The organism is Rhizobium sp. AB2/73, from assembly GCF_020871915.1.
GTDB lineage: Bacteria > Pseudomonadota > Alphaproteobacteria > Rhizobiales > Rhizobiaceae > Rhizobium > Rhizobium dioscoreae.
The window spans coordinates 2,561,496-2,585,990 of sequence record NZ_CP067071.1; the positions used below are offsets into that span (position 1 = coordinate 2,561,496).

At 60.3% G+C, this 24,495-nt stretch carries 21 protein-coding genes; 15 read left to right on the forward strand and 6 right to left on the reverse strand.

Annotated elements, in window-relative coordinates; all coding sequences use genetic code 11:
- Nucleotides 1-35 precede the first annotated feature (35 nt).
- From tkt to I8E17_RS12750, 7 genes are all read left to right on the forward strand, one after another.
- Entirely contained in the window at nucleotides 36-2,018 is a 1,983-nt protein-coding gene (gene tkt, locus I8E17_RS12720; RefSeq protein WP_112720694.1) for a transketolase, read from the forward strand.
- Between the two features lie 64 nt (nucleotides 2,019-2,082).
- Entirely contained in the window at nucleotides 2,083-3,093 is a 1,011-nt protein-coding gene (gap, locus tag I8E17_RS12725) for a type I glyceraldehyde-3-phosphate dehydrogenase (protein ID WP_069611857.1), read from the forward strand.
- A gap of 411 nt (nucleotides 3,094-3,504) precedes the next feature.
- Complete coding sequence (locus tag I8E17_RS12730; RefSeq protein WP_069611858.1) at nucleotides 3,505-5,355, forward strand: potassium/proton antiporter; 1,851 nt, start codon at nucleotides 3,505-3,507, stop codon at nucleotides 5,353-5,355.
- 71 nt (nucleotides 5,356-5,426) lie between these two features.
- Nucleotides 5,427-6,629, forward strand: coding sequence for a phosphoglycerate kinase (locus I8E17_RS12735; RefSeq protein WP_069611859.1), 1,203 nt, complete (start codon nucleotides 5,427-5,429; stop codon nucleotides 6,627-6,629).
- A 216-nt stretch (nucleotides 6,630-6,845) separates the two neighbouring features.
- Entirely contained in the window at nucleotides 6,846-7,871 is a 1,026-nt protein-coding gene (locus tag I8E17_RS12740; protein ID WP_069611860.1) for a class I fructose-bisphosphate aldolase, read from the forward strand.
- Between the two features lie 412 nt (nucleotides 7,872-8,283).
- Complete coding sequence (locus I8E17_RS12745; protein WP_229002027.1) at nucleotides 8,284-9,468, forward strand: serine hydrolase; 1,185 nt, start codon at nucleotides 8,284-8,286, stop codon at nucleotides 9,466-9,468.
- 178 nt (nucleotides 9,469-9,646) lie between these two features.
- Complete coding sequence (locus I8E17_RS12750) at nucleotides 9,647-10,564, forward strand: PhzF family phenazine biosynthesis protein (protein WP_069611862.1); 918 nt, start codon at nucleotides 9,647-9,649, stop codon at nucleotides 10,562-10,564.
- Nucleotides 10,565-10,612: 48 nt separating this feature from the next.
- Here the strand turns inward: I8E17_RS12750 and I8E17_RS12755 are convergent, their stop codons facing one another.
- Nucleotides 10,613-10,774, reverse strand: coding sequence for a hypothetical protein (locus I8E17_RS12755; protein WP_176727998.1), 162 nt, complete (start codon nucleotides 10,772-10,774; stop codon nucleotides 10,613-10,615).
- A 226-nt stretch (nucleotides 10,775-11,000) separates the two neighbouring features.
- On the opposite strand from I8E17_RS12755, the gene I8E17_RS12760 reads away from it, so the two are divergent.
- The 4 genes from I8E17_RS12760 to I8E17_RS12775 all read left to right on the forward strand — a co-directional run bounded on the left by I8E17_RS12760 (nucleotide 11,001) and on the right by I8E17_RS12775 (nucleotide 15,609).
- Nucleotides 11,001-12,275, forward strand: coding sequence for an MFS transporter (locus tag I8E17_RS12760; RefSeq protein ID WP_069611863.1), 1,275 nt, complete (start codon nucleotides 11,001-11,003; stop codon nucleotides 12,273-12,275).
- Nucleotides 12,276-12,304: 29 nt separating this feature from the next.
- Entirely contained in the window at nucleotides 12,305-12,496 is a 192-nt protein-coding gene (locus I8E17_RS12765) for a DUF1192 domain-containing protein (protein WP_069611864.1), read from the forward strand.
- Nucleotides 12,497-12,880: 384 nt separating this feature from the next.
- The gene (locus I8E17_RS12770) at nucleotides 12,881-13,396 is read left to right on the forward strand and encodes a DUF1465 family protein (RefSeq protein WP_069611865.1); all 516 of its coding nucleotides are present in this window, start codon (nucleotides 12,881-12,883) and stop codon (nucleotides 13,394-13,396) included.
- 275 nt (nucleotides 13,397-13,671) lie between these two features.
- The gene (locus I8E17_RS12775; RefSeq protein WP_219511448.1) at nucleotides 13,672-15,609 is read left to right on the forward strand and encodes a TetM/TetW/TetO/TetS family tetracycline resistance ribosomal protection protein; all 1,938 of its coding nucleotides are present in this window, start codon (nucleotides 13,672-13,674) and stop codon (nucleotides 15,607-15,609) included.
- Between the two features lie 86 nt (nucleotides 15,610-15,695).
- On the opposite strand, the gene rpmE is transcribed toward I8E17_RS12775, so the two are convergent.
- The gene (gene rpmE, locus I8E17_RS12780) at nucleotides 15,696-15,917 is read right to left on the reverse strand and encodes a 50S ribosomal protein L31 (RefSeq protein WP_034503571.1); all 222 of its coding nucleotides are present in this window, start codon (nucleotides 15,915-15,917) and stop codon (nucleotides 15,696-15,698) included.
- 193 nt (nucleotides 15,918-16,110) lie between these two features.
- On the opposite strand from rpmE, the gene I8E17_RS12785 reads away from it, so the two are divergent.
- The 4 genes from I8E17_RS12785 to I8E17_RS12800 all read left to right on the forward strand — a co-directional run bounded on the left by I8E17_RS12785 (nucleotide 16,111) and on the right by I8E17_RS12800 (nucleotide 20,053).
- On the forward strand, nucleotides 16,111-17,913 hold the full coding sequence (locus I8E17_RS12785) for an ABC transporter transmembrane domain-containing protein (RefSeq protein WP_229002028.1): 1,803 nt from the start codon (nucleotides 16,111-16,113) through the stop codon (nucleotides 17,911-17,913).
- 108 nt (nucleotides 17,914-18,021) lie between these two features.
- Entirely contained in the window at nucleotides 18,022-18,210 is a 189-nt protein-coding gene (locus I8E17_RS12790) for a YegP family protein (protein ID WP_015341032.1), read from the forward strand.
- Nucleotides 18,211-18,459: 249 nt separating this feature from the next.
- Nucleotides 18,460-18,798 carry a YciI family protein gene (locus I8E17_RS12795; protein ID WP_069613218.1) on the forward strand — a complete coding sequence of 113 codons (339 nt, stop codon included), beginning with the start codon at nucleotides 18,460-18,462 and terminating at the stop codon, nucleotides 18,796-18,798.
- A 7-nt stretch (nucleotides 18,799-18,805) separates the two neighbouring features.
- Nucleotides 18,806-20,053 carry a DUF6596 domain-containing protein gene (locus I8E17_RS12800; RefSeq protein ID WP_069613219.1) on the forward strand — a complete coding sequence of 416 codons (1,248 nt, stop codon included), beginning with the start codon at nucleotides 18,806-18,808 and terminating at the stop codon, nucleotides 20,051-20,053.
- Nucleotides 20,054-20,057: 4 nt separating this feature from the next.
- Here I8E17_RS12800 and I8E17_RS12805 read toward each other — a convergent pair whose 3' ends face one another.
- From I8E17_RS12805 to I8E17_RS12820, 4 genes are all read right to left on the reverse strand, one after another.
- Complete coding sequence (locus I8E17_RS12805) at nucleotides 20,058-21,089, reverse strand: peptidoglycan -binding protein (protein WP_069613220.1); 1,032 nt, start codon at nucleotides 21,087-21,089, stop codon at nucleotides 20,058-20,060.
- 3 nt (nucleotides 21,090-21,092) lie between these two features.
- Complete coding sequence (locus I8E17_RS12810) at nucleotides 21,093-22,136, reverse strand: flagellar motor protein MotA (protein WP_069613221.1); 1,044 nt, start codon at nucleotides 22,134-22,136, stop codon at nucleotides 21,093-21,095.
- 135 nt (nucleotides 22,137-22,271) lie between these two features.
- Nucleotides 22,272-23,072, reverse strand: a complete 801-nt coding sequence (locus I8E17_RS12815; protein ID WP_069613222.1) for an inositol monophosphatase family protein — start codon at nucleotides 23,070-23,072, stop codon at nucleotides 22,272-22,274.
- A 199-nt stretch (nucleotides 23,073-23,271) separates the two neighbouring features.
- Complete coding sequence (locus I8E17_RS12820) at nucleotides 23,272-24,492, reverse strand: tetratricopeptide repeat protein (RefSeq protein WP_069613223.1); 1,221 nt, start codon at nucleotides 24,490-24,492, stop codon at nucleotides 23,272-23,274.
- Nucleotides 24,493-24,495 lie beyond the last annotated feature (3 nt).

Below are 24,495 nucleotides of genomic sequence, written 5' to 3' on the forward strand. Positions count from 1 at the left end.
CCATCCCCCGAACCCGGAACACTGCGGAAAAACCCATGAACTCTCGCGAACAACACGACCGGATGGCGAATGCGATCCGTTTCCTTGCCATGGATGCTGTCGAGAAGGCCAATTCCGGTCACCCCGGTTTGCCGATGGGGATGGCTGATGTTGCCACCGTTCTCTTTAGCAAATATCTGCGCTTCGATCCGAAGAACCCGCTGTGGCCGGACCGCGACCGCTTCGTCCTGTCGGCTGGCCACGGCTCGATGCTGCTTTATTCGGTGCTCTATCTGACCGGTTATCCCGACATGACGGTCGAAGAGCTCCAGCGCTTCCGCCAGCTCGGTTCCAAGACCGCCGGCCATCCGGAATACGGTCACGCCACCGGCATCGAAACCACCACCGGCCCGCTCGGCCAGGGCATTGCCAATGCCGTCGGCATGGCGATCGCCGAACGCAAGCTGCGCGAGGAGTTCGGCTCGGAACTTCAGGATCACTACACCTACGCCATGTGCGGCGACGGCTGCCTGATGGAAGGCATCAGCCATGAGGCGATCGCGCTGGCCGGCCACCTCAAACTCAACAAGCTGATCCTGTTCTGGGACAACAACTCCATCACCATCGACGGCGCCGTCTCGTTGTCGGATTCGACCGACCAGATCATGCGCTTCAAGGCCGTTCACTGGAACACGATCGAAATCGACGGTCACGACCAGGCCGCCATCGCTGCCGCCATCGAAGCCGCCCATAAGTCCGACCGCCCGACGCTGATCGCCTGCAAGACGATCATCGGCTTCGGCGCTCCGAACAAGCAGGGCACGCACAAGGTCCACGGCTCGCCGCTCGGCGCCGAGGAAATTGCCGCTACCCGCGTCGCGCTCAACTGGCCCTACGAGCCCTTCGTCATCCCGAACGAGGTCCTCGGGGAATGGCGCGCTGCTGGCGAACGCTCCATCGGCATCCGCGAAGCATGGGAAGGCCGCCTTGCTAGCGCCGACGCTGCCAAGAAGGCTGAATTCACCCGCCGCTTCGATCACAAGCTGCCTGCCGGCTTTGACGCCGCCATCAGCGACTACAAAAAGAAACTGGCTGACACCAAGCCGACCGTCGCAACCCGCAAGGCTTCGGAAGACGCGCTCGAAGTCATCAACGGCTTCATTCCGGAAACGCTCGGCGGTTCGGCCGACCTGACGCCGTCGAACAATACCAAGACCAGCCAGATGAAGTCGATCACCCCGACCGATTTCTCCGGCCGTTACATGCACTGGGGTATCCGCGAACACGGCATGGCTGCTGCCATGAACGGCATCGCCTTGCACGGCGGCCTGATCCCCTATTCGGGCGGCTTCCTGATCTTCTCGGATTATTGCCGTCCTCCGCTGCGCCTCGCCGCCCTGATGGGCATCCGCGCCATCCACGTCCTGACGCATGATTCCATCGGCGTCGGCGAAGACGGCCCGACCCACCAGCCGGTCGAGCAGGTCGCCAGCCTGCGCGCTATCCCGAACTTCCAGCTCTTCCGCCCGGCCGACGCCACGGAAACGGCCGAATGCTGGCAGATCGCCATCAAGACCACGAACCGCCCGTCCGGCCTCGCCCTGACGCGCCAGAACCTGCAGGCCGCCCGTACGGAATATAGCGAGAAGAACCTCTGCGAACTCGGCGCCTACACGCTGGCCGGCAATGCCGACGCCAAGGTCACGATCTTCGCTTCGGGCTCCGAAGTTGAACTCGCCGTTGCTGCCCGCGCGGTCCTGGAAGGCAAGGGCGTCTCCACGCGCGTCGTTTCCGTTCCCTGCACCGAACTCTTCTTCGAGCAGCCGGACGCCTACCGCAAGGAAGTCATCGGCAACTCGCCGGTCAAGGTTGCCGTCGAAGCCGGCGTTCGCGAAGGCTGGGATGCCTTCATCGGACCGGAAGGCGCCTTCATCGGCATGAAGGGCTTCGGCGCTTCCGCTCCTTACAAGGACGTCTACAAGCACTTCGGCATCACGACGGAGGCCGTTGTCGCCGCCGCTGAGGCAAAGCTTTCCTGAGGGCGCTGACAAGCGCTCTCAAATCCAATAGATAAACACCCTGAGTGAACGGGAGTGACATTCAATGACTGTAAAAGTTGCTATCAACGGCTTTGGCCGTATCGGCCGTAACGTTCTGCGCGCAATCGTCGAATCCGGCCGCACCGACATCGAGATCGTTGCCATCAACGACCTCGGCCCGGTCGAGACCAACGCCCACCTGCTGCGTTACGATTCCATCCACGGCAAGTTCCCCGCCGAAGTGAAGGTCGAAGGCGACACGATCATCGTTGGCGGCGGCAAGCCGATCAAAGTCACGGCGATCAAGGACCCGGCAACCTTGCCACACCGCGATCTCGGCGTCGATATCGCGATGGAATGCACGGGCATCTTCACGGCCCGCGACAAGGCCGCCGCTCACCTGACGGCCGGCGCCAAGCGCGTCATCGTTTCGGCTCCTGCCGACGGTGCTGACCTGACCGTCGTTTTCGGCGTCAACCATGACCAGCTCACCAAGGAGCATCTGGTCATCTCCAACGCATCCTGCACCACGAACTGCCTGGTTCCGGTCGTTAAGGTTCTCGATGACGCAGTTGGCATCGACCACGGCTTCATGACGACAATCCACTCCTACACCGGCGACCAGCCGACGCTCGACACCATGCACAAGGATCTGTACCGCGCCCGCGCCGCAGCCCTGTCCATGATCCCGACGTCGACGGGCGCCGCAAAGGCTGTCGGCCTCGTTCTGCCGCACCTCAAGGGCAAGCTTGACGGCACGTCGATCCGCGTTCCCACGCCGAACGTCTCGGTCGTCGACTTCAAGTTCGTGGCCAAGAAGGCAACGACGGTCGGTGAAATCAACGAAGCCATCAAGACTGCATCGAACGGCAAGCTGAAGGGCATCCTCGGCTACACCGACGAGCCGCTGGTTTCCCGCGACTTCAACCATGACAGCCACTCGTCGATCTTCGCGACCGACCAGACCAAGGTCATGGAAGGCAACTTCGTGCGCGTCCTGTCGTGGTACGACAACGAATGGGGCTTCTCGAGCCGCATGTCGGACACGGCAGTCGCCTTCGCCAAGACGATCTGATTGCGGCTCAGACCCGAGTGACATAAATGCCGGCGGTGCGATTTTCCGCGCCGCCGGCGTTGCTATGTTGATGAATAGTGCCCCGCCGGTAAGCACGTAAAGGGACCGCAGTATCCACCCTGCATCTTCTTAAAAACATTTCGATTTTCATCGTCCTGCCCTGCTATCGTCCAGATTTACCAGTAAATTTTGAATCAGGAAGTCTCCAGGCATTCCAAACCGCTTTGCCGCTCTGGCGGGCGCATCACACAATGACGTTATCGACGTCGGAAAGGGTCTCCTGTTCGAGCCCTACTCCGAACGATCTCAGTATTTGCCAATCCGGCTGATACGACGGCATGATAGGAGGTGGGGATTTCCGGCATCCGGGCTTTTGGTCCGGTGGCGGCGCACGGAAAAGGGGAAGAAAAGGTGGAGGCATTTTACATTATCGTGCTGATCAGCACGGTTCTCATACTGATTGCAGCCTTCTCCAGCCTCCTCGCCTTTCGTTTCGGCGCTCCCCTGCTGCTGCTCTTCCTGATGATCGGCCTTGCCGCCGGCACGGACGGCCTCGGCATCGAATTCTCCAACAATTATCTCGCCTATATTCTCGGCTCTCTGGCGCTAGCCATCATCCTCTTCGATTCCGGCTACGGCACGCCGATCCAGGCCTTCAAGCTCGCTGCGGCACCCGCGCTGACCATCGCTTCCGTCGGCGTCGTCGTAACGGCGGCATTGTTCGGCCTTGCCGCCAGCTGGCTGCTCGGCTTCACCTGGCTGCAGGGTCTGCTGCTCGGCTCCATCGTCGCCTCGACGGACGCGGCGGCAGTCTTCTTCCTTCTGCGCATCGGCGGCATCAATATCCGTGACAAGGTGCGCTCGACACTGGAAGTCGAATCCGGCACCAACGATCCGATGGCGATCTTTCTGACGCTTGCCTTGGTCGAACTCCTGGCAAACGGTGAAGGCTATGCCGGCATCAACCTCGCCATGCTTGCCACCTTTGTCCAGCAGATGGGGCTGGGTGTCATACTCGGCCTGCTCGGCGGCATGATGATCGTCCTCATCGTCAGCCGCCTCGAGACGGATCGCGGCCTGACTCCCATCTTCGTGCTAGCACTGGCACTCCTCGTCTTCTCCTTTACCGGTGCCGTCGGCGGCAGCGGCTTCCTGGCCGTCTATGTCGCAGGCATCTATGCCGGCAACCGCAAGCTGCCCGCATCCGCTTCGATCAAGCGTTTCCAGGACGGCATGACCTGGCTGGCGCAGATCATCATGTTCCTCGTGCTCGGTCTGCTCGCCACGCCCTCGGAATTTCCGGCGATCGCCATCCCCGCCATTGCGCTGGCGCTGTTCCTGATCTTCGTTGCCCGGCCGATTGCAGTCTGGCTCTGTGTGCTGCCGTTCGATTATACGCAGCGGGAAACCGGCTTCGTCGCCTGGGTCGGTCTGCGTGGTGCCGTCTCCATTCTTCTGGCCATCATGCCGATCCTCGGCGGCCTGCAGGCTGGCCAAACCTATTTCAACGTCGCCTTCATCGTCGTGCTGGTGTCGCTGCTCGTACAGGGCTGGACCATCAAGCCGATGGCGCGCCGGCTTGGCCTCATCATTCCCCCACGCATGGGGGCGATCGACAAGGTCGAGGTCGACCTGCCGGGCACGGTCAACCACGAACTCCTCTCCTATCGTGTCGTGAAGGACAGTCCGGTCCTGCGCGGCGAGCGCATTCCGCGCTGGGCGACACCATCGCTGATCGTTCGCGACGGCAAGTCCATGCGCTATCAATATGCCGGCCGCTTGCGCGAAAATGATATCGTCTATCTTTTCGTCTCCCCCAATTATTCGCGCCTGCTCGACCGCCTCTTCGCCAGCCGCGCGCCGGTCGATCCCGAGGATGCCGAATTCTTCGGCGCCTTCTCGATCTCACCGCTCCGCCCTGCCGCCGATCTCGATGCTGCCTACGGGCCGGGACTGCTGAGTGAGCAGGAGAAGGGACTGACCATAGCGGAGCTCATGCGCCATCGCCTCGGTGGCAAGGCCGACTATGCGGATCGCGTTCGTCTGGGCGAGATTATCCTCATCGTCCGCGATCTCGACGAGAACGATCATATCCAATCCGTCGGAATGTCGCTCGAGGCGGTGGAACCGCCCGTCATCATGCCGATCTTCATCAATCTCCATGATATCCTGAAGAGCATCCGCGCTTACCTGCAGAAGCGCCGCGAGCGCGCGCATGAAGCCGTTTCAAGCGATTCGACGACGGGCAAAAACGACGTCTGAACGCCTTGCGTCTGCGATCATCCGTAGTATGGTCGGCCCGCTTTTCGCCACCAACAATATTGGATCCTCCCATGGCAGCCTTCAAAACCCTCGACGATCTCACCGACATCTCCGGCAAGCGCGTATTGGTGCGCGTCGACCTCAACGTGCCGGTCAAGGATGGCAAGGTCACCGATGCGACCCGCATCGAGCGTGTCGCCCCGACGATTCTCGAATTGTCAGAAAAGGGCGCCAAGGTCATTCTGCTTGCGCATTTCGGCCGCCCGAAGGATGGCCCCTCCCCGGACCTCTCCCTCGGCCTCATCATACCGGCCGTCGAAGAGGTTCTGGATCATGCCGTTCTCTTCGCCTCCGATTGCATCGGCGCTCCGGCCGCCGACGCCGTCGCCAAGATGAACAACGGCGACATCCTGCTACTGGAAAACACCCGCTTCCACAAGGAAGAGGAAAAGAACGACGCAGCCTTCACCAAGGCGCTTGCCGCCAATGGCGATATCTACGTCAACGACGCCTTCTCGGCTGCGCATCGCGCCCACTCTTCCACGGAAGGCCTTGCCCACCTGCTGCCGGCCTATGCCGGTCGCACGATGCAGGCAGAGCTTGAAGCCCTGGAAAAGGGCCTCGGCAATCCGGTACGTCCAGTCGTCGCCATTGTCGGCGGTGCCAAGGTCTCCACCAAGATCGACCTTCTGATGAACCTCGTGAAGAAGGTCGATGCGCTTGTCATCGGCGGCGGCATGGCCAACACCTTTATCGCCGCCCGCGGCACCAATGTCGGAAAATCGCTCTGCGAGCATGACCTTGCAGATACGGCAAAGCAGATCATGATCGAAGCCGCTGCCTCCGGCTGCGCGATCGTGCTGCCGGAAGACGGCGTTGTTGCCCGCGAATTCAAGGCCGGAGCGGACAACGAAGTCGTCGCGATCGACGCCATCCCCGCCGATGCCATGGTACTCGATGTCGGACCCAAGTCGGTCGAAGCGGTCAAGAACTGGATCGGCCGCGCCACGACGCTGGTCTGGAACGGCCCGCTCGGCGCCTTCGAAATCACGCCTTTTGATGCCGCAACCGTTGCAGTCGCCAAATATGCCGCTGAATGCACCAAGACCGGCAAGCTGACCTCGGTTGCCGGCGGCGGCGATACGGTTTCGGCGCTCAACCATGCCGGCGTTGCCGACGACTTCACCTATGTCTCGACGGCTGGCGGTGCCTTCCTCGAATGGATGGAAGGCAAGGTCCTTCCCGGCGTCGCCGTGCTGCAGGCCGGCAAGTAAACAAAAAGCCTTATCGCCGTGAATGATACGGGCCGCGAAAGCTTTAGCTTTCGCGGCTTTTCCATGAGTGCTAGGATTACATGAAAGACTTTCAAACGGTTGAAATCATTTCAATCGTTTCAATTAGTTAGCCTGCCATTTCCCTCCTTCTACACTTCTGTTATCGCCGATCTATATTGTTCTTGTCGCCGAATGAAATCGCCTTGGAGAAACAAAATGAGCGAACGAATTGAAGACATTGCCGTAAAGATGGTTGCTGGTGGCAAGGGCCTCCTGGCGGCGGACGAATCCACCGCCACGATCAAGAAGCGCTTCGACGCCATCTCTCTCGTATCAACGGAAGAGAGCCGCCGCGACTATCGCGAAATGCTCTTCCGCTCCGACGACGCAATGAAGAAGTACATCTCCGGCGTCATCCTCTATGAGGAAACCCTCTTCCAGAAAGCCGCCGACGGCACCCCCTTCGTCGATATCATCAAGGCTGCCGACAGCATTCCCGGCATCAAGGTCGATGTCGGCGCCAAGCCGCTCGCCGCCTTCCCCGGCGAAACCGTCACCGAAGGCCTGGACGGCCTCGCCGATCGTCTGGCGAAATATTATGACGCCGGCGCCCGCTTCGCCAAGTGGCGCGGCGTGATCGCCGTTTCCGATACGCTGCCGACCTATGGCGCCATCAAGGCCAACGCCCACGCGCTTGCCCGTTATGCCGCCCTCTGCCAGCAGGCCAAGATCGTTCCGATCGTCGAGCCGGAAGTGCTGATGGATGGCGAACCCGGCACGCAGAGCCTCGATCGCAGCGAGGAAGTCACCCGCTGGACGCTGCAGATCGTCTTCCAGGAACTCGCAGAAGCCCGCATCAAGCTCGAAGGCATGATCCTCAAGCCGAGCATGGTCATCGACGGCAAGAAGGTCCGCAAGGCCTCGGTCGAGCAGGTCGCCGAACGCACCGTCAAGGTTTTGAAGGAAACCGTTCCGTCGGCCGTTCCCGGCATCGCCTTCCTCTCCGGCGGCCAGTCCACCGAAGAGGCGACGGCCCATCTCTCTGCGATCAATTCCGGCTATGAACTGCCCTGGAAAGTGACCTTCTCCTATGGTCGCGCACTGCAGGACAGCGCGCTGAAGGCATGGGGCGGCAAGCCGGAAAACGTTGCCGCTGGCCAACGCGCCTTCACCCATCGTGCCGAGATGAACTATCTCGCCGCCAAGGGTAGCTGGACGAAGGATCGCGAAAAGGCTGCCTGATGTCAGCTGGAGCAATTCCAGGAAAAGGGCACTGCAATTTTTCTCGGAATTGCTTGGAAACAAAGGGGTAGAGTGGTTCGATGACGCTGTGAAAAGCTGAACCACTTGAATATTCGAATGCACGAAAGGCCTCGGTCGCAATGCGATCGGGGCTTTTTTGCTTTCGGGGAATAGCCAGCTGGGCGTTCAGAACAGAGCAAGTCACATCTGTCACAATGACAAGAATAGGCTTGCCGTGATATCGGAAAACAATCCGTGTCAAATGGATGTTGCGAAAACGCGGCACTGGATTGTCCCACTTATAATAAAAGGGGCCCAATAGAGGGGTTGCCATATGCTTGCTTGGCGCAGTTTTGTTGCTGTTTTTTCTGTGTTCTTAGTTGCACAAATAGACATTGCTCGCGCCCAACAATTGCAGACGGCCGTTCCCGTCTTTTCCGCGACAGGACCGGATGCAGAGGCTTACGGTGAGAAACTCGGCTATCCCGTCGGCCTGCCGCTGAGCGAACAACGGAACATGATCGGCAATTTCAGTCACGCCGATAAGCTTGCGCCAACGCATATGATCGCCGCCGCCGAGCATCCGCTACCCCTCTTACGCGCGGCCTCCGAGATTTCGGTCAAGTTCACGTTCGGCACGGAAACCGGCTCCTTGTCGAAATATCTCGACACCAATCCCACCACTGGCCTGCTGATTGCCCACAACGACACGATCCTGTTCGAACATTACCAATATGGCCGCACCGACCGCGACCGGCTTGTCTCGCAATCCATGGCGAAAACCTTGACCGCCATGATGATTGGGATCACGATTTCCGAGGGCGCCATCCATTCGATCGACGATACGGTCGAGACCTATGTGCCGGAGCTGAAAGGCACGGAGATGGGCGTTACGCCGATCCGCGCATTGCTGCATATGGCCTCCGGCATTGCCTTCACCGAAAACTTCGGCAACCCCGACGACAACGTTCATCTCAGCAATTCACTGCTTGGCCCGGAAAAGCTCGATCCCATCACAGCCATATCCCACTTTAACAAGCGGGTCGCGCCTCCCGATACGGTCTGGCACTACAGCAATCTCGATACGGAGGGCCTGAGCCTCGTCCTGACCCACGCCACTCATATGAGCATGGCGGATTATCTCCAAACCCGCATCTGGCAGCCGATGGGTGCGGAAGCCAGCGCGAACTGGCAGGTCGATAGCACCGGCCAAGAGGTCGGCTACTGCTGCTTCAGCGCGACACTTCGCGATTATGCCCGCTTTGGCCTGCTGCTCGCGCATGACGGCGCCTTGAACGGCCGGCAGATCATACCCCGCCAATGGCTGTTGGATGCCACGGAGCCGGTCAAGCAAGGCTCATTCCTGGCGGTCAATCATGAAACGAACCCCTGGGGCTACGGCTATCAGACCTGGCTGATGCCCGGTCCGCGCCGAACGTTTTTCCTGGACGGCAAAGCCGGCCAGCGCATCCTGGTCGATCCGACGACACATCTGGTTCTCGTACACACTGCGGTCCGTGCGAAGCCCGGCGATGTCGGCAGTGCCGAACTCGTCGAACTCTGGTCCAGCGTGCTCAAACAGTTCCAGAGCAATTGAAGCGATCTTCGCGCGTGCTGCAGAAAACCCGTTCTCCCGTTGAGGAGAAGGGATTGGGATAAGAGGCTTCTTCGCCAGAACCGTTAGCCAACTTGTCACGGACACAAGTTCCGGCTTTCAAGCTTGCCCGAGCAGCGGCTAAATCCTGGCAGTTCCACCAAAGCTGCCCGGAGCCGTCATGAACACCGTTGCCTATGTCACCGTCGACGTCTTCACATCCGAACGCTTCGTCGGCAATCCCCTGGCCGTCATTCCCGATGCCCGCGGTCTCGACAGCGGCGCCATGCAGAAGATCGCCGCCGAATTCTGCTATTCGGAAACGACCTTCGTGCTGCCGGCGGAAAACCCGGAGCATACGGCCCGCGTCCGTATCTTCACGCCCACGGCCGAAATCCCTTTTGCCGGCCATCCCAATGTCGGCACCGCCTTCGTCCTCGGCCAGCAGCAAGCGATCTTCGGAAAACCCATAAGCGACAGGCTGATCTTCGAGGAGGATGCCGGGCTTGTCGAGGTAACGTTGTTGCGCAACGGTGGCGGCGTCTCCGGCGCAAGCATCCGCGCACCGGGCAGGCTTACGATCGGCGAAACCATTGCCGACGAACTGATTGCCGCTTGCGTGCAGATCGATCCGCAATCGATCCGCCACACAACCCATGGGCCGACTTTCGCATCCGTCGGCCTGCCTTTCGCCTTCGCGGAGCTGGATAGCCTCGAAACGCTCGCCAAGGCATGGCCGAACGCCGCCGTTTTTGCTGAAGCGGCCGCACGCCACAAGGAAGACAAGACCGGCTTTTCACTCTTTCTCTATGTACGCTCGACGGAAAATCCGTGGGCTATTCGCGCCCGCATGTTCGCGCCGCTCGACAACGTCGCGGAAGACCCGGCGACCGGCAGCGCCTCTGCCGCGATCAGCGCCTACCTGACTTCCCTGCTGCCGGCACAGGATGCGGAGGTAAAAATCACCATCGAACAGGGCGTGGAAATGGGAAGACGCAGCCTTATCGGCGTTGATGTCAGGAAATCTGCCGGCACGGTAAACGAAGTCTTGCTGTCGGGCAGCAGCATCTCCGTCATGCGCGGAGAGATCCAACTTTAGGCAGCCGCGCGTGGCGGCGCTGAAGCCCTGAATCCAGCCTGAAATGCGCTAAAACGCCTCGTTGATAACGAGCGCCACCGTCCAGACGGCAAAGGCGAAGATAGCGATCTTCCAGAAATCGGCCCTGCGCCTCAGGCCCGGCAGCCCCAAAGGCTTGATGATGTGCACCGCCATGGCGAGCAGAAGCAGCACCGCTATGGCTTTTGTCACGCTATTTTTCCCCGTTTATGCAAGAGTGAGGGCAGCCGCGACCAAAAACCGCTGCACGCCTTTCGCGATCATGCTCTAATCGTCATAGGACGGACATTTTTCCGCGCCAACAGACTGTTTCTACAGGCCGATAGCGGCAATCCGGGACACAATCAATAGCGAATGCAGGCAGGGCGCGATTCCTGTCTTTCGGCTCCTTAAATGGAGCGGCATGAAGGTGGGGAGCATGAAAAGAAACATATTGCCGGTACTCGCTCTGCTGTTCGGCACGCTGTTCCTGTTTACGGGCAATGGCCTGCACAGCCTGCTGCTGCCTGTGCGCGGCACGGCCGAAGGCTATGCGACGACGACGCTCGGTTTGCTCGGCACCACCTGGGCGACGGGTTTCGTCCTCGGCTGCCTGACGGCGCCGAAACTGGTCCGGCGCATAGGTCATGTGCGCGCTTTTTCGGGCTTCATCTCCGTCATCGCCATTATCGCGCTTTTGACCGGCATCATCGTCGATCCCATCTGGTGGGTGGCGCTGCGCGCGGTGACCGGCTTCTGCACGGCCGGAACCTCGATGATTATCGAGAGCTGGCTCAACGAACGCGCCACCAATGAAAGCCGTGGCGCGATCTTCTCGCTCTATATCGGCATTACGCTGATCGGTGCCGTCGCCGGGCAGATGATGGTGCCCTTCGCCGATGTCCATACGCCCATCCTCTTCATGGTGTGCGGCATCTGCTATTGTATCGCCATGCTGCCGACCACGCTGTCGAACGCCGCCTCGCCGCAACCGCTCAAGGCCGTCAGCCTCGACCTGAGGGCGCTCTACCGCAATTCGCCGGTCGCCTCGATCGGCATCCTGCTCGTCGGCATCGCCAATGGCGCATACGGCACGCTCGGCGCCGTCTTCGGCGCCAAAGCCGGCCTTTCCGAAGGCGACATCGCGCTGATGATGAGCTCGACCATCTTTGCCGGCGCCGTGATGCAGCTGCCGGCCGGCCGCCTGTCCGATCGCATCGACCGCCGCTATGTGCTTGCGGGCATGGCTGCGATCGCCGCTCTCGATGGCCTGCTGCTCTTCCTGTTGAAGCCGGGCAGCCCGGCTTTCCTCATCAGCATGGTCGTCATCTATGGCGCCGTCGCCAACACCCTCTATCCGATCGCCGTTGCCCATGCCAACGACTTCGCCGCGCCCGAGGATTTCGTCAAGGTTTCGGGCGGCCTGCTGCTGCTCTACGGTATCGGCACGATCATCGGACCGACTCTGAGCGGCCCGGTCATGTCCTCCATCGGCCCCTACTCACTGTTCTTCGTCACCGCCATCGCCCATGTGCTGATTACCTCCTATTCGATCTTCCGCAGCCGCATGCGCGCCGCAAAGCCGGCGGGCGATCGCGACGCCTACACGACCATGCCGTCGGCCAACGCGCAGATGATCACGCCGGAGAGCATGGCGCTCGCGCGTAGCGAGACTTCAAAAAAGGACGATATAACTGTAAATTACGGCACCTGATCCCTCGACAAGGGAAAGGAGGAACCGAAATGAGCCTATTCGATGATGATCGTCCCAAGCAGCCGTCCGCCCACGAGATCGGCAGCGACCTCTCGTTACTGTCGGTGGACGAGCTGAAAAGCCGCGTAGCATTGCTCCAGGGCGAGATAGCCCGGCTGGAAGAGGAAATCGCCACCAAGACCTCCGGCCGAAAGGCGGCGGATAGTCTTTTCCGCTTCTGACGCACCGTTCCAAGGTGGCCTGCCGCAGCACGAAATCCATACGGGAGAGTCCAGGATCAAGGCATGGTCAACTCAATATTAAGCTTTACGACATATTACTATGACCATCCAGATTCGCTCTGGACTCAGACAGTTCCTCCACTTGGCGAATTGGTCTGATTTTTCTCCCTGTTTTACCTTGAGAGCCGCTTTTGCGGCTCTTCTTTTTTGTCCTGTATCGCGGACCTCCGCGAAACTGTGGAGATTAACCCTTTCTTAAGAATCGCCTTGCGAATTTCAGTTAAAACACCCATCTTAAAGTCATAAAAGCGGATGCCGAAAGCTCTTAGGGACTTGACCGGCTTTTCCTGAACAAAAGTGTTGCGTGAAGCAGGGATTTATTCGATGTCGGAACTTGGGTTGAACACGATCAGCTTTGCTGGCCACGCCGCATCGTCGGCGCAGTTCAGGGCGCTTTATTCTGAAGGCATGTCGCTGGTCGAAGAAACCGCCGGCTATCTCGACGGCCAGGGCCGCGCTGCTTCCAAGGTTCTGCCGCGCATGGCTTCCGTGCTCTATGCCGCCGAATCCATGCGACTGACCACCCGCCTGATGCAGATGGCCTCCTGGCTACTCCTCCAGCGCGCCGTCAACAATGGCGAAATGTCGCGCGATCAGGTATTGGCTGAAAAGAACAAGGTTCGCCTGGACGGCTTCAATGTCGACCGGACGGCACCCGGCTGGAATGATTTGCCGGAATCCTTCCGCGATCTCGTCGAGCGTTCGCTGCGCCTGCAGAACCGCGTCGCCATTCTCGATCGCGAAATCTACCGACCGACGGAAGCTGCTATCGTTCCGGACAACCAGAACAGCGTCAAGGCACAGCTAACCCTGCTGCAGACCGCATTTGGCGGCAACTGACCTTCAGACAATCCGTAATGATTTCAAACCGGTCGCGCCTGACGTGGCCGGTTTTGTTTTAAGCAATGATCCAGCCCTCCGAAAAGCCGTGCGCAGAGTTAGGCCAGAAGTTGAAGCCGGGCCAAACTTGACGGATTCCGTGAAACCTCTGTAAAAAAGACTGCGCGCTTCTCTCAAGGGAGGAGCAAGCCGATATCGAATGTGCGTGGAGAACCCAATGCGCCGACTCACTTCTCACGAAAATCAAATCCGAAATTCTGAGAAGATGATGAACCATGCGCACATTGAATCTGGGCATCCTTGCCCATGTAGACGCGGGCAAGACCAGCCTCACGGAACGGCTCCTTTTTGACACCGGCATAATCGACAAACTCGGCAGCGTCGACGCCGGCAGCACGCAGACCGATAGTCTCGAACTCGAAAGACAACGCGGCATCACCATCGCCGCGGCGGTGGTTTCCTTTACCATCGGTGATGTGATGGTGAACCTCATCGACACGCCGGGCCATCCCGACTTCATCGCCGAGATCGAACGGATCCTGCAGTTGCTCGATGCGGCCGTGGTCGTCGTGTCGGCAGTCGAGGGCGTGCAGCCCCAGACGCGCGTGCTTGTGAAAGCATTGCGACGCCTCGGGATACCCTTCATATTCTTCGTCAACAAGGTCGACCGCCTCGGCGCACGCTATGATGAGGTGCTTGAGGATATGGCGACCCAGCTGGCGGTCCGCCCCATCGCAATGTCGATCGTCCATGCTGCCGGCAGCAGGCTCGCCACGGTGGAAGCTGCTGATCTCGGCGGCGATCCGCATTTCTCGCGCCTGTGCGAAGCACTTTCACTCAACGACGAGGCTTTGCTGGAAGATTATGTTCTGGCTCCCGAGCGCCTGACACGACAGAGGCTGGAACAAGCCTTGGCCGATCAGGTAGCGAAGTCCTCTATCCATCGGGCATTTGCCGGTGCGGCGACGCGGGGCATCGGCATTTCTGCCTTGATCTCGGCAATCGAGACCCTGCTACCGAGCAGGCGTCCGAATCCTGGTGGCCCGGTTTCAGGAGCAATCTTCAAGATCGAACGCGGGTGGGGCGGCGAGAAGCTCGCCTATCTCTATCTGGCATCGGGCACGATCAACCTTCGAGATGACATCGAAACTCCTCTCGGCTCGGCGAAGATTGGCAGTCTTCAGCTTTTCCGCGATGGCAAAGCGGACAAGGTTTCGCAGGTTTACGCAGGGCAGATCGCCAAGGTCGGCGGGCTCGCAAATGCCCGTATCGGAGATTGGATCGGCACCGAAAGCGCCCCCGGCACGCTTCGCCACTTCGCGCCGCCGACCTTGGAAACCCGCATTCGCGCCCTGCGCCCGTCAGAAAACGCAGCACTCTGGCTGGCTCTGGGGCAACTTGCAGAGCAGGATCCGCTCATCAACCTGCGCGCCAATGAGGAAACAGGCGACATATATGTCTCGCTCTATGGCGAAGTGCAGAAGGAGGTCATCCAGGCAACCCTCTCGACCGGATTCGGCCTCGACATCGCCTTCGAGGAAAGCACCGTCATCTATGTCGAAAGGCTGGCTGGAACGGGAAGCGCGGTCGAGCACATATTCAAGGAGCCCAATCCGTTTCTCGCAACCGTCGGATTGCGCGTCGAGCCACGGCCGGAAGGCAGCGGAAACAGCTTTGCCCTGGAGGTGGATGTCGGCCAGATGCCCGCAAGCTTCTATCGGGCGGTCGAGGAAGCTACGTTCGAAACGTTGAAGGAAGGTCTTTTCGGCTGGCAGATCATCGACTGCCACGTCGCCATGACAGCGGCACGGCAAAGTTCGCCGGCGAGCACGGCGGTCGATTTCCGCAAGCTGACGCCGCTGGTGCTCGCATCCGCGCTTTCCTCCGCACAGACGATCCTATGCGAGCCTATCGAGCATTTTCACGTCGAGATACCGGCAACGGCGTTGGCTGGCGTGCACAGCCTGCTCGCAAAATCCGGCGCATCGATGAGAAGATCGCTGATCGACGATGGTATCGCACGGCTGGAGGGCACGGTGGCATCATCGATGATCCACACGATCCAAAGGCAACTGCCGGTATTGTCGGGCGGAGCCGGCGTTCTGGAGCACGCCTTCGATCACTATACGCGCCTATCGGGTCCGTACCGTGTACGGGAGCGCGCAGCGGCAAATCCGTTCGATCGCGCGGATTACCTGCGGCGTGTGCGATGAGGTTGCCGGACACTCAATCAACGCAAAAAATCAACGCAAAAAGCCCGGCCAAGCCGGGCTTTTTCAAACAGCAAATCGCAATGCGATTAGATGCCGAGACCGCCGAAGCGCTTGTTGAACTTCGAAACGCGGCCGGCACGGTCCATCATCTGCTGGTTGCCGCCAGTCCAAGCCGGATGGGACTTGGAGTCGATTTCGAGGTTCATGACAGCGCCTTCAGAACCCCAGGTCGAGCGGGTTTCATATTCGGTGCCGTCGGTCATGACCACCTTAATGGTGTGGTAGTCGGGATGGATGTTGGCCTTCATAACAATCTTCCTGTCATGCCAGGGTCCATTTGTCGCAAGGCATTGCGGCAACCGAACCGATTGAATAAATGAAGCCGCAGTCCGTTAAAGGCCACGGCTTCCAATTAAGATGGCGTGCCTATACATGAAGGCAGCGGCGATAACAAGGGGCGAAAACGTCGAGTCCCTTGCTGATATGGGGATTGGAGACGACTTGTCAGAGACTGGCCAGGCTGAGGAAAAGAAAAACCGTTCGATCCGTCCTCTCGGACGACTGGCGCCATACCTCAAGCGATATCGGGGCATGGTGGCAGGCGCGATCATATCGCTCGTCATCGCCGCCGTTACCTCGCTCGCCTTGCCGGTCGCCGTCCGCCGCATGATCGATCACGGCTTCGATCAGGCCGACCGCGGTCTGATCGACAGCTACTTCATAGCGATCATGATCATGGCCCTGTTGCTCGCGGCTGCAAGCGCGCTGCGTTATTACTTCGTCATCTCCATCGGCGAGCGCATCGTCTCCGATATGCGCCGCGAGGTCTTCGACCATGTGACGCGGCTGTCGCCCTCCTTCTTCGATATCAATCAATCCGGCGAGATCGTCTCGCGGCTGACGGCGGATACGACGCAGATCAAGTCCGCGGTCGGTGCCACAGCCTCCGTTGCGCTGCGCAACCTGATCCTCTGTCTCGGGGCCGTGATCATGATGATCGTCACCAGTCCGAAGCTCTCGAGCATCGTGCTGATCGCGATCCCGATCATCGTTCTGCCGCTGGTCAGTTTCGGCCGATCCGTACGCAAGCGCTCGCGAGCCGCGCAGGAGACGCTGGCGCAGGCATCGGCCTATGCCAACGAGACCATCGCGGCCAGCCGCACCATCCAGGCCTATAATGGCGAAAACGCCGCGGCGCATCGCTATGGCGGCGCCGTTGAGGATGCCTATCAGGCGGCGCGCGCCGCGATCAAATCCCGTTCGCTGCTGACGGGCTTCGCCATTGCCATGGTCTTCGGCAGCATCGTCGCGGTTCTGTGGGTCGGGGCGCAGAATGTGCTTGCCGGCACCATGTCTGCCGGCACGCTCGGCCAGTTTCTCCTCTATTCCGTCATCGCCGGCTCTTCGCTGGGCTCACTATCGGAAGTCTGGGGCGAGCTCTCTCAGGCTGCGGGTGCCGCCGACCGCCTCGGCGAATTACTTGCCGAAGTGTCCCCCATCGCCGCCCCCGCCAATCCCCTGTCCTTGCCGCAGCCGCCGCAGGGCCGCGTGGAATTCTCCGATGTCCACTTCTCCTACCCGTCGCGACCGAACAGATCGGCGCTGCACGGGCTCTCCTTCTCCGTCAAGCCGGGGGAGACGGTCGCGATCGTCGGCGCGTCGGGTGCGGGCAAAAGCACCATCTTTTCGCTGCTGCTGCGCTTTTACGATCCACAAAAAGGCCGTGTTGCCGTAGATGGCATCGATGCGCGTGACGTATTGCCGGACGCCCTACGTGAGCGCATCGCCATCGTCCCTCAGGACACCACAATCTTCGCAGCCTCCATCCATGACAACATCGCCTTCGGCCGCCCGGGCGCCTCGCGCGACGAGGTGCGCGCCGCCGCCATCGCCGCGCAGGCGGACGAATTCATTTCGCGCCTCGAAATGGGCTACGATACGCAGGTCGGCGAGCGCGGTGTCACCCTTTCAGGCGGCCAGCGGCAGCGCGTCGCCATTGCCCGCGCCATCCTGAAGAATGCGCCAATCCTGCTGCTTGATGAAGCGACCTCCGCTCTCGATGCCGAAAGCGAGACGCTCGTTCAGAAGGCGCTGGAGGGCTTGATGGAGGCACGCACGACCCTCGTCATCGCTCATCGCCTAGCGACCGTCCTCAAGGCTGACCGCATTCTGGTGCTGGATCAGGGCCGTATCATCGAGGAAGGTACGCACCAGAGCCTGATCCGCCACGGCGGCATCTATGCGAAGCTCGCCCGCCTGCAATTCGATGCCGGCATCGAGGAGCATATGCTCATTGCGAAATAACGATAATCGGGCAAGTCGTGCCAAATACAACCTTGTGGAAATAGTTTCAAAGTTGAGCTAGATTTTCGGCGTTATCCCGCGCTGACGCGATTCTAGGAGACGAGAACCATGTATAAATTTGAAGTCTACAAGGACAAGGCTGGCGAGTTTCGCTTCCGCTTCAAGGCCTCGAACGGCGAAACCATGTTCGGTTCGGAAGGCTATAAGGCGAAGGCCTCGGCCCTGCATGCCATCGAATCGATCAAGGCTCACGTCGGCGGCGCCGTTATCGACGACCAGACCACCGCCACCGCATAATTCTCGCGTCACGCACTCGCTGCAAAGCCATCAACGGCTGGCTGCCCTTCGGGCATGCCGGCCGTTTTGATTTTTCGGCCACGAATTTGAAAAAATCTTTCCGCGAGTGTCGAATTCACGCGGGCTCACGACTCATCATATCGAAGCGGCAGGAAGCCGTTTTGCCAGCGGTGTTGTATATTCCGGCATTCAGCTTTCCGGCGTGCACCGCCCGGCCATCGTCAAAACTGCAAATGGGAGATCTGTCTCATGCAATATGCTTTGATCATCCGTGAATCAGCCGAGGATTTTGGGCGTCGCGCCGATCCGACCTATAAGAACGGCTGGATCGCCTACACTCAGGCCCTTGTCCAGGCTGGCATCATGACGGGGGGCGCGGGATTGACGGCGCCGGAAACGGCAACGGTCGTCCGTCGCCAGGGCGAGGATCATGAGGTGAAGGATGGCCCCTTCCCTGACGGTAAGGAGCAGCTTGGCGGCTTCTATCTGATCGATGTGCCGGATCTCGATGCCGCGCTGGAATGGGCTCTGCGCGTACCGATCTCCCAGCAAGGTTCGGTCGAGATACGGCCGCGATTGCAGATGTAGCCACCAAATGACGCTGGATGCCGGACGCGCCGCCGAGCAAACGGCGCGTCAATCCTACGGCAAGCTGATTGCCTTTCTCGCCGCGCGCTTCCGCGACGTGCCGGCGGCCGAGGATGCTTTGTCCGATGCGATCGCTGCAGCGCTGAGTACTTGGCCGGAACGCGGCATCCCCGACAATCCGGAAGCCTGGCTGCTGGTTGCGGCCAGGCGCAACCTCCTTCGCCGGGTCAGGCACGAGAACGTCAGGGCCGGAGCCCGCGAGAGGATCATGATGGCCTTCGAAGAAGCGGAGGAACGCATGAATGCCGACAATTCCGCCTTTCCGGACGAGCGCCTGAAGCTCCTCTTCGTCTGCGCCCATCCGGCTTTGGATCGCTCGGCCCACACTCCCCTGATGCTGCAATCCGTGCTGGCCGTCGATGCCGCAACCATAGCCAAGGCCTTCCTCGTTTCGCCGCAAGCCATGAGCCAGCGGCTGGTGCGGGCAAAAATCAAGATCCGCGACGCACATATCCCTTTTATCGTTCCGGAACGGTCCGTGTTGCCGGACCGGTTGGAAAGCGTACTCTCGGCGATATATGCCGCCTATGGCCTCGGCTGGGACGGGGTCGACGGAGAGATCGGCAAGCAGGGATTCCTAGCGGATGAGGCCATCTGGCTCGGCCGCACTCTGCTTGCGACCCTGCCCGAGGAGCCGGAAGCGGCGGGCTTGTTGTCGCTGATGCTCTACAGCCAATCCCGTCGTGAAGCGCGGCGCGACGCGAATGGACGATATGTCCCTCTCGACGAGCAGGACATGGCCCTTTGGGATGTCGAAATGATCGTGGAAGCCGACAATCTGTTGCGAAGGGCGGGTGCATTCGGCCGTTTCGGTCCATTCCAGTGTCAGGCTGCGATCCAGTCCGTGCATGCCGACCGGCGACGCTCGGGCATGACCGACTGGGCCGCTCTTGCCAGGCTCTATGAAGCGCTTGTGATCATGAAGCCGACGACCGGCGCGCGCGTCAGCCACGCCGCTGTGACGGGCAAAGTGGAAGGCCCTGCTGCGGGCTTGGCTCTTCTTGACCGAATGGCTGGGCGCGACATCGTCAACTATCAGCCCTATTGGGCCGTGCGCGCTCATCTGCTGACCGAGACTGGCGATATGGAAAACGCCCCCCACGCATACCGCACCGCAATCGGCCTCAGTGACAGCGAAGCCGTGCGGCAATTCCTGCAGGCACGCCTCGATAGTGTCGCATCGCCGGAGCGATGACCGATTACTTCTCCGTCAGCTTCAGCTCGATGCGGCGGTTGGTGGCGCGGGCATCCGGCGTATCGCCCGGTGCGATCGGCTGGAATTCACCAAAACCGGCGGCGACAAGCCTGTCGGCAGGCACGCCCTGAGAGATCAGGAACTTGACGACGGCGATGGCGCGCGCGGATGACAAAGCCCAGTTGTCCGGGTAACGCCCGTTGCCTGAAAGCGGCACATTATCCGTATGGCCATCGACGCGCAGCACCCAGTTGATCTCGGGCGGAATTTCCTTGGAAAGATCGATGAGAGCGGCTGCAAGCTTGGTCATCTCCGCTTGCCCCGCCGGATTGAGATCGGCAGCGCCGGACGGAAACAGCACTTCGGACTGGAAGACGAAGCGGTCGCCGACGATGCGGATGTTATCGCGGTCGGAAAGGATTTCGCGCAGGCGCCCAAAGAAGTCGGAACGATAGCGGTTCAGTTCCTGCACGCGCTGCGCCAAAGCCACATTCAGCCGCCGGCCAAGATCGGCAATCTTCACCTGCGATGACTGATCCTTCGCTTCCGAAGCCTGAAGGGCAGCTTCAATAGCGGCGATCTGGCTGCGCAGGGCGGCAATCTGTTGGTTGAGCAGATCAACCTGGCTCATCGCCCGCGCGCTCACCTGCTTCTGCTCGTCAAGCTCCTGCGAAAGCGATCCGGCCCGCTGCTCTGCAGCCTGGCTGCTGCCGGAACCCGCTGCGAGCAGGGCCTGCAGCCGCGACCGCTCGGTCTCCGCCGAGGACAGCGACGCTTGCAGATTGGCGACGGCATCCTCCAGATCCTGCTTGCCGCCCTTCTCCAGCGCCAGCTGCTGCACCAGATCGTTGATGCGGCTGTTGAGTCGATTGAGCACCTCGTCGCGCCCCGAAATCTCACGGCTGAGGATGAACTGGCCAACGACGAATACCGTCAGCAGGAACATGATCGCCATCAGCAGCGTGGACAACGCGTCGACGAAGCCGGGCCAGTAGTCGACGCTTCTCTGATGGCGTCGGTTGCGGGCGAGCGCCATGGCCTACTTGCTCCCGGACTTCTCGGTATGGCTAATCCGGTCTGCAAGCCGATCGAGCGTGCGGCGCATCGATTTCGCCTCTTCCTGCTGCGCCTCGATCCAGTCCCGCAGCATCTGCTGCTCGTTGCGCATGTTCTTGACCAGGCCCTGAATGCCTTCGGCGAGGTTTGCCATGGCGGTCACCGAACGCTGGCCGCCGCCCTCCTCCGCGATCTTGCGCAGATAGTCGGAGAGCGCCCGCACATCCTCCGAAGAAGCGCCCGCCGTGCCTTCAATGACCGGAGCGATATCGGATCCGACATCCGTGACCGAGGAAAGCCAGTTCTCGAGCTCCGTGTAGAAACGGTTCTGCGCACGACCGGCCTGTAGATCGAGGAAACCGAGGATCAGCGAGCCGGAAAGACCGAGCAGCGAGGAGGAGAAGGCCGTACCCATACCGACCAGCGGACCGGAAAGCCCAGTCTTCAGAGCGCCCAGAATATCGCCGGTGTCGCCGGTGCCGGCATCGAGGCCCTGAATGACGTCGTTGATCGAGCCGATCGTGCCGATCAGACCCCAGAAAGTGCCGAGAAGGCCGAGAAAGACGAGGAGGCCGATCAGATAGCGCGAGGTATCGCGCGATTCGTCGAGACGCGTGGCGATCGAATCGAGGATCGAGCGCAGGGTCGCGGTGGATAGCTGCATCGCCCGGCGGTTGCCGAGCAGCGCCCGCATCGGGGCCAGCAGCCGGGGGTTGCGCCCGACCTTGTCCGCATTGCCGACGGCACGGAAATGATTGAACCAGCGAACCTCCGGCCTCAGCATCAGCACATGGTTGAAGACCAGGAGGATGCCGACCACCAGAACGCCGACGATCAGGCCATTTAGGCCGGGATTGTGCAGGAAGGCGACCTGCGCCTGGCGGAAAAGGATTGCCACGATGAAGCCGACGATGACCAGGAAAAGAACCATCGTCCAGAAGAAAGCCATCGGGCTTGAAAGCTTGTAGGCGTAATTTCCCGATACGTTGTCGGTCGATCCGAGATCCGACAGATTCACATTTTCCATCACACACTCCGACACCGCATCTTCCGCAGGCGGAGACTAGAGCAACATTGTGCCGAATTGAAGAGACGGAAAGCACAAAACAGTCCGTTGGCAACAGACTGTTTTGTCATTCGAAAAAGCGAACGAAGGAATGGCTTATTTCGTCGGGATCGGTCGTTTAACCACTTCGGCGAGTGCTTTCTGGATATGCTCGTTGCCGCAGATGATCGAATTGGTGCCGAGCATGTCCGTGCCGCCATGAAAATCCGAGACGAAACCGCCTGCTTCGCGGATCAGCAGAATGCCGGCTGCGATGTCCCAGGGAGACAGGCCGGTTTCCCAGAAGCCGTCAAAGCGGCCGGCAGCAACATAGGCAAGATCGAGCGATGCGGAACCGAGACGGCGCACGCCGGCAACCTCGCCCATGACATGACGCAACTCGACGAGGAACTTGCCGTGATTGCCGCGGCCGAGATGCGGAACGCCGCAGCCGATGACGCTGTCCGACAGCACACGGCGCGAGGCGACGCGCAGGCGACGATCGTTGAGGAATGCGCCGCCGCCGCGTTCGGTCGTATAGAGTTCGTCGGTCGCCGGATTGAAGATGACGCCGGCGACGATCTCGTCGTTGCGCTCAAGCGCGATCGAGACGGCAAACATCGGAATGCCGTGCAGGAAATTGGTGGTACCGTCGAGCGGATCGACGATCCAGCGATGAGCACCATCCGTGCCCTTGACCTCTTCGCTTTCCTCGCCGAGGAAACCATACGTCGGACGGGCCTTCATCAGCTCGTCGCGGATGATCTTCTGCGCCTTCAGATCCGCCTGGCTGACAAAATCGCCCGGTCCCTTCACCGAAACCTGCAGGTTCTGCACTTCGCCGAAATCCCGGCTGAGCGACTTGCCTGCCTTGAGGGCAGCCTGAACCATGACATTGAGAAGAGCAGAACGGGCCATCGGGTTTCCTTGGGTAATGCAGAAAGCGCTGATCGGGCCTGAAAGCAGGCCCCGACGGAGCGGGAGCGTCAGCGGAAATAAAGATTGGCGGCCTCAAGACCATAAAATCGGGGGAATTTCAAGTGGCGAGACCATGGCAGACACAAACTGACCTCAGATCAGCTCCGCCAGGGCTCAATCCGACACTTAATTATCGCGATTATCGCGCGCGCCGATACTTGTTGGCTGCGTCGATAGCTGCCTTCTGTTGATAGTCCTCGATGCCTTGATAGAAATCCTCGAGCTCCGGGTCTTTCAGGCCGGCACGGCGGGAAATGACATACCAGGTGGCGGCAGCCACCGGATCCTGCTTCGTGCCGATGGCGTTGATATAAAGATGCGCCAGCTTGTTTTGCGCAACGACGTTGCCGCGATAGGCTGCAACCCGCATCCAGTTGAAGCCGTTTTCGAGATCCTGTGCGCCGCCTGTGCCGTTGATCAGCCAGATGCCCATGTCGAGCTGTGCGGTATCGAAGCCTGCATTGGCGGCACGCGACAGCCATTCCCGCGCACGCGCTTTCTTTTCCGGCGGCAGGTCGGGAAGGTTGAGATAGAGCTGCGACACGGCATATTGCGCGTCGGCGATGCCCTGCTCGGCGGATTTCTCATAATAGGGAAGCGCCATCTGCAGTCCCTTGGGGCCTGGATTTTCGGCCGTCAGCATCTGGGCTACGTTGAATTCCGCCGAAGGTTGACCCGCATCGGCCGCCTTCTTCATCCAGTCGTCGGCCTTGTTCTGATCGCGGGGCACATCGCGCCCTTCCATCAGGATCAGCGCGTATTTGAACATCGCCGTGGGATCGCCACCCTCGGCCGCCTTGCCGTACCAGAAGGCGGCGTCCTTCGTGTCGCGTTTGACGCCCAGGCCCTGTGCCATCAGCTCCGCGATCAAGGTCTGTGCGGCCGGATCGCCAAGCTGCGCCCGCGGCAATGCTTTTTGGAAGGCGGTCAGGTAATAGCCGCGCTGGAAGGCGCCATAAGCATCGTCCACCTTGCCGGTGAAGGGCTTTTCCGGCGGCAGGTCGGGCAAGTTTGCCCCCATGCGCTCGAAAACCCCGACACCCTGGGATGGCTTGATCTCGCTGTCAGCTTTCGGCTCCGCGCCCGGCTGAATCTTTTCGGTCTTGAAGGTGCCTGCATCGGCGCCCAAAGGCCGCGTCATGACATTGTCGTTGTGCCGCGGTGCAGCCGGCACGGTGGTATCGTCGTCGGATTGTGCATTGTCATCGGGACGCGCGCCCTTCTCCGCCGGCTGCGAAACACCGGGCAGCGACGTATCACTGTTGCCTGATTGCGCTGCGGCCAGCAACGGAAATGCCGCGAGCCCGGCTGCAAGCACGGCAAGGAAGGATCGATGGCGGAATCGAGGCGCTGACGACATGAA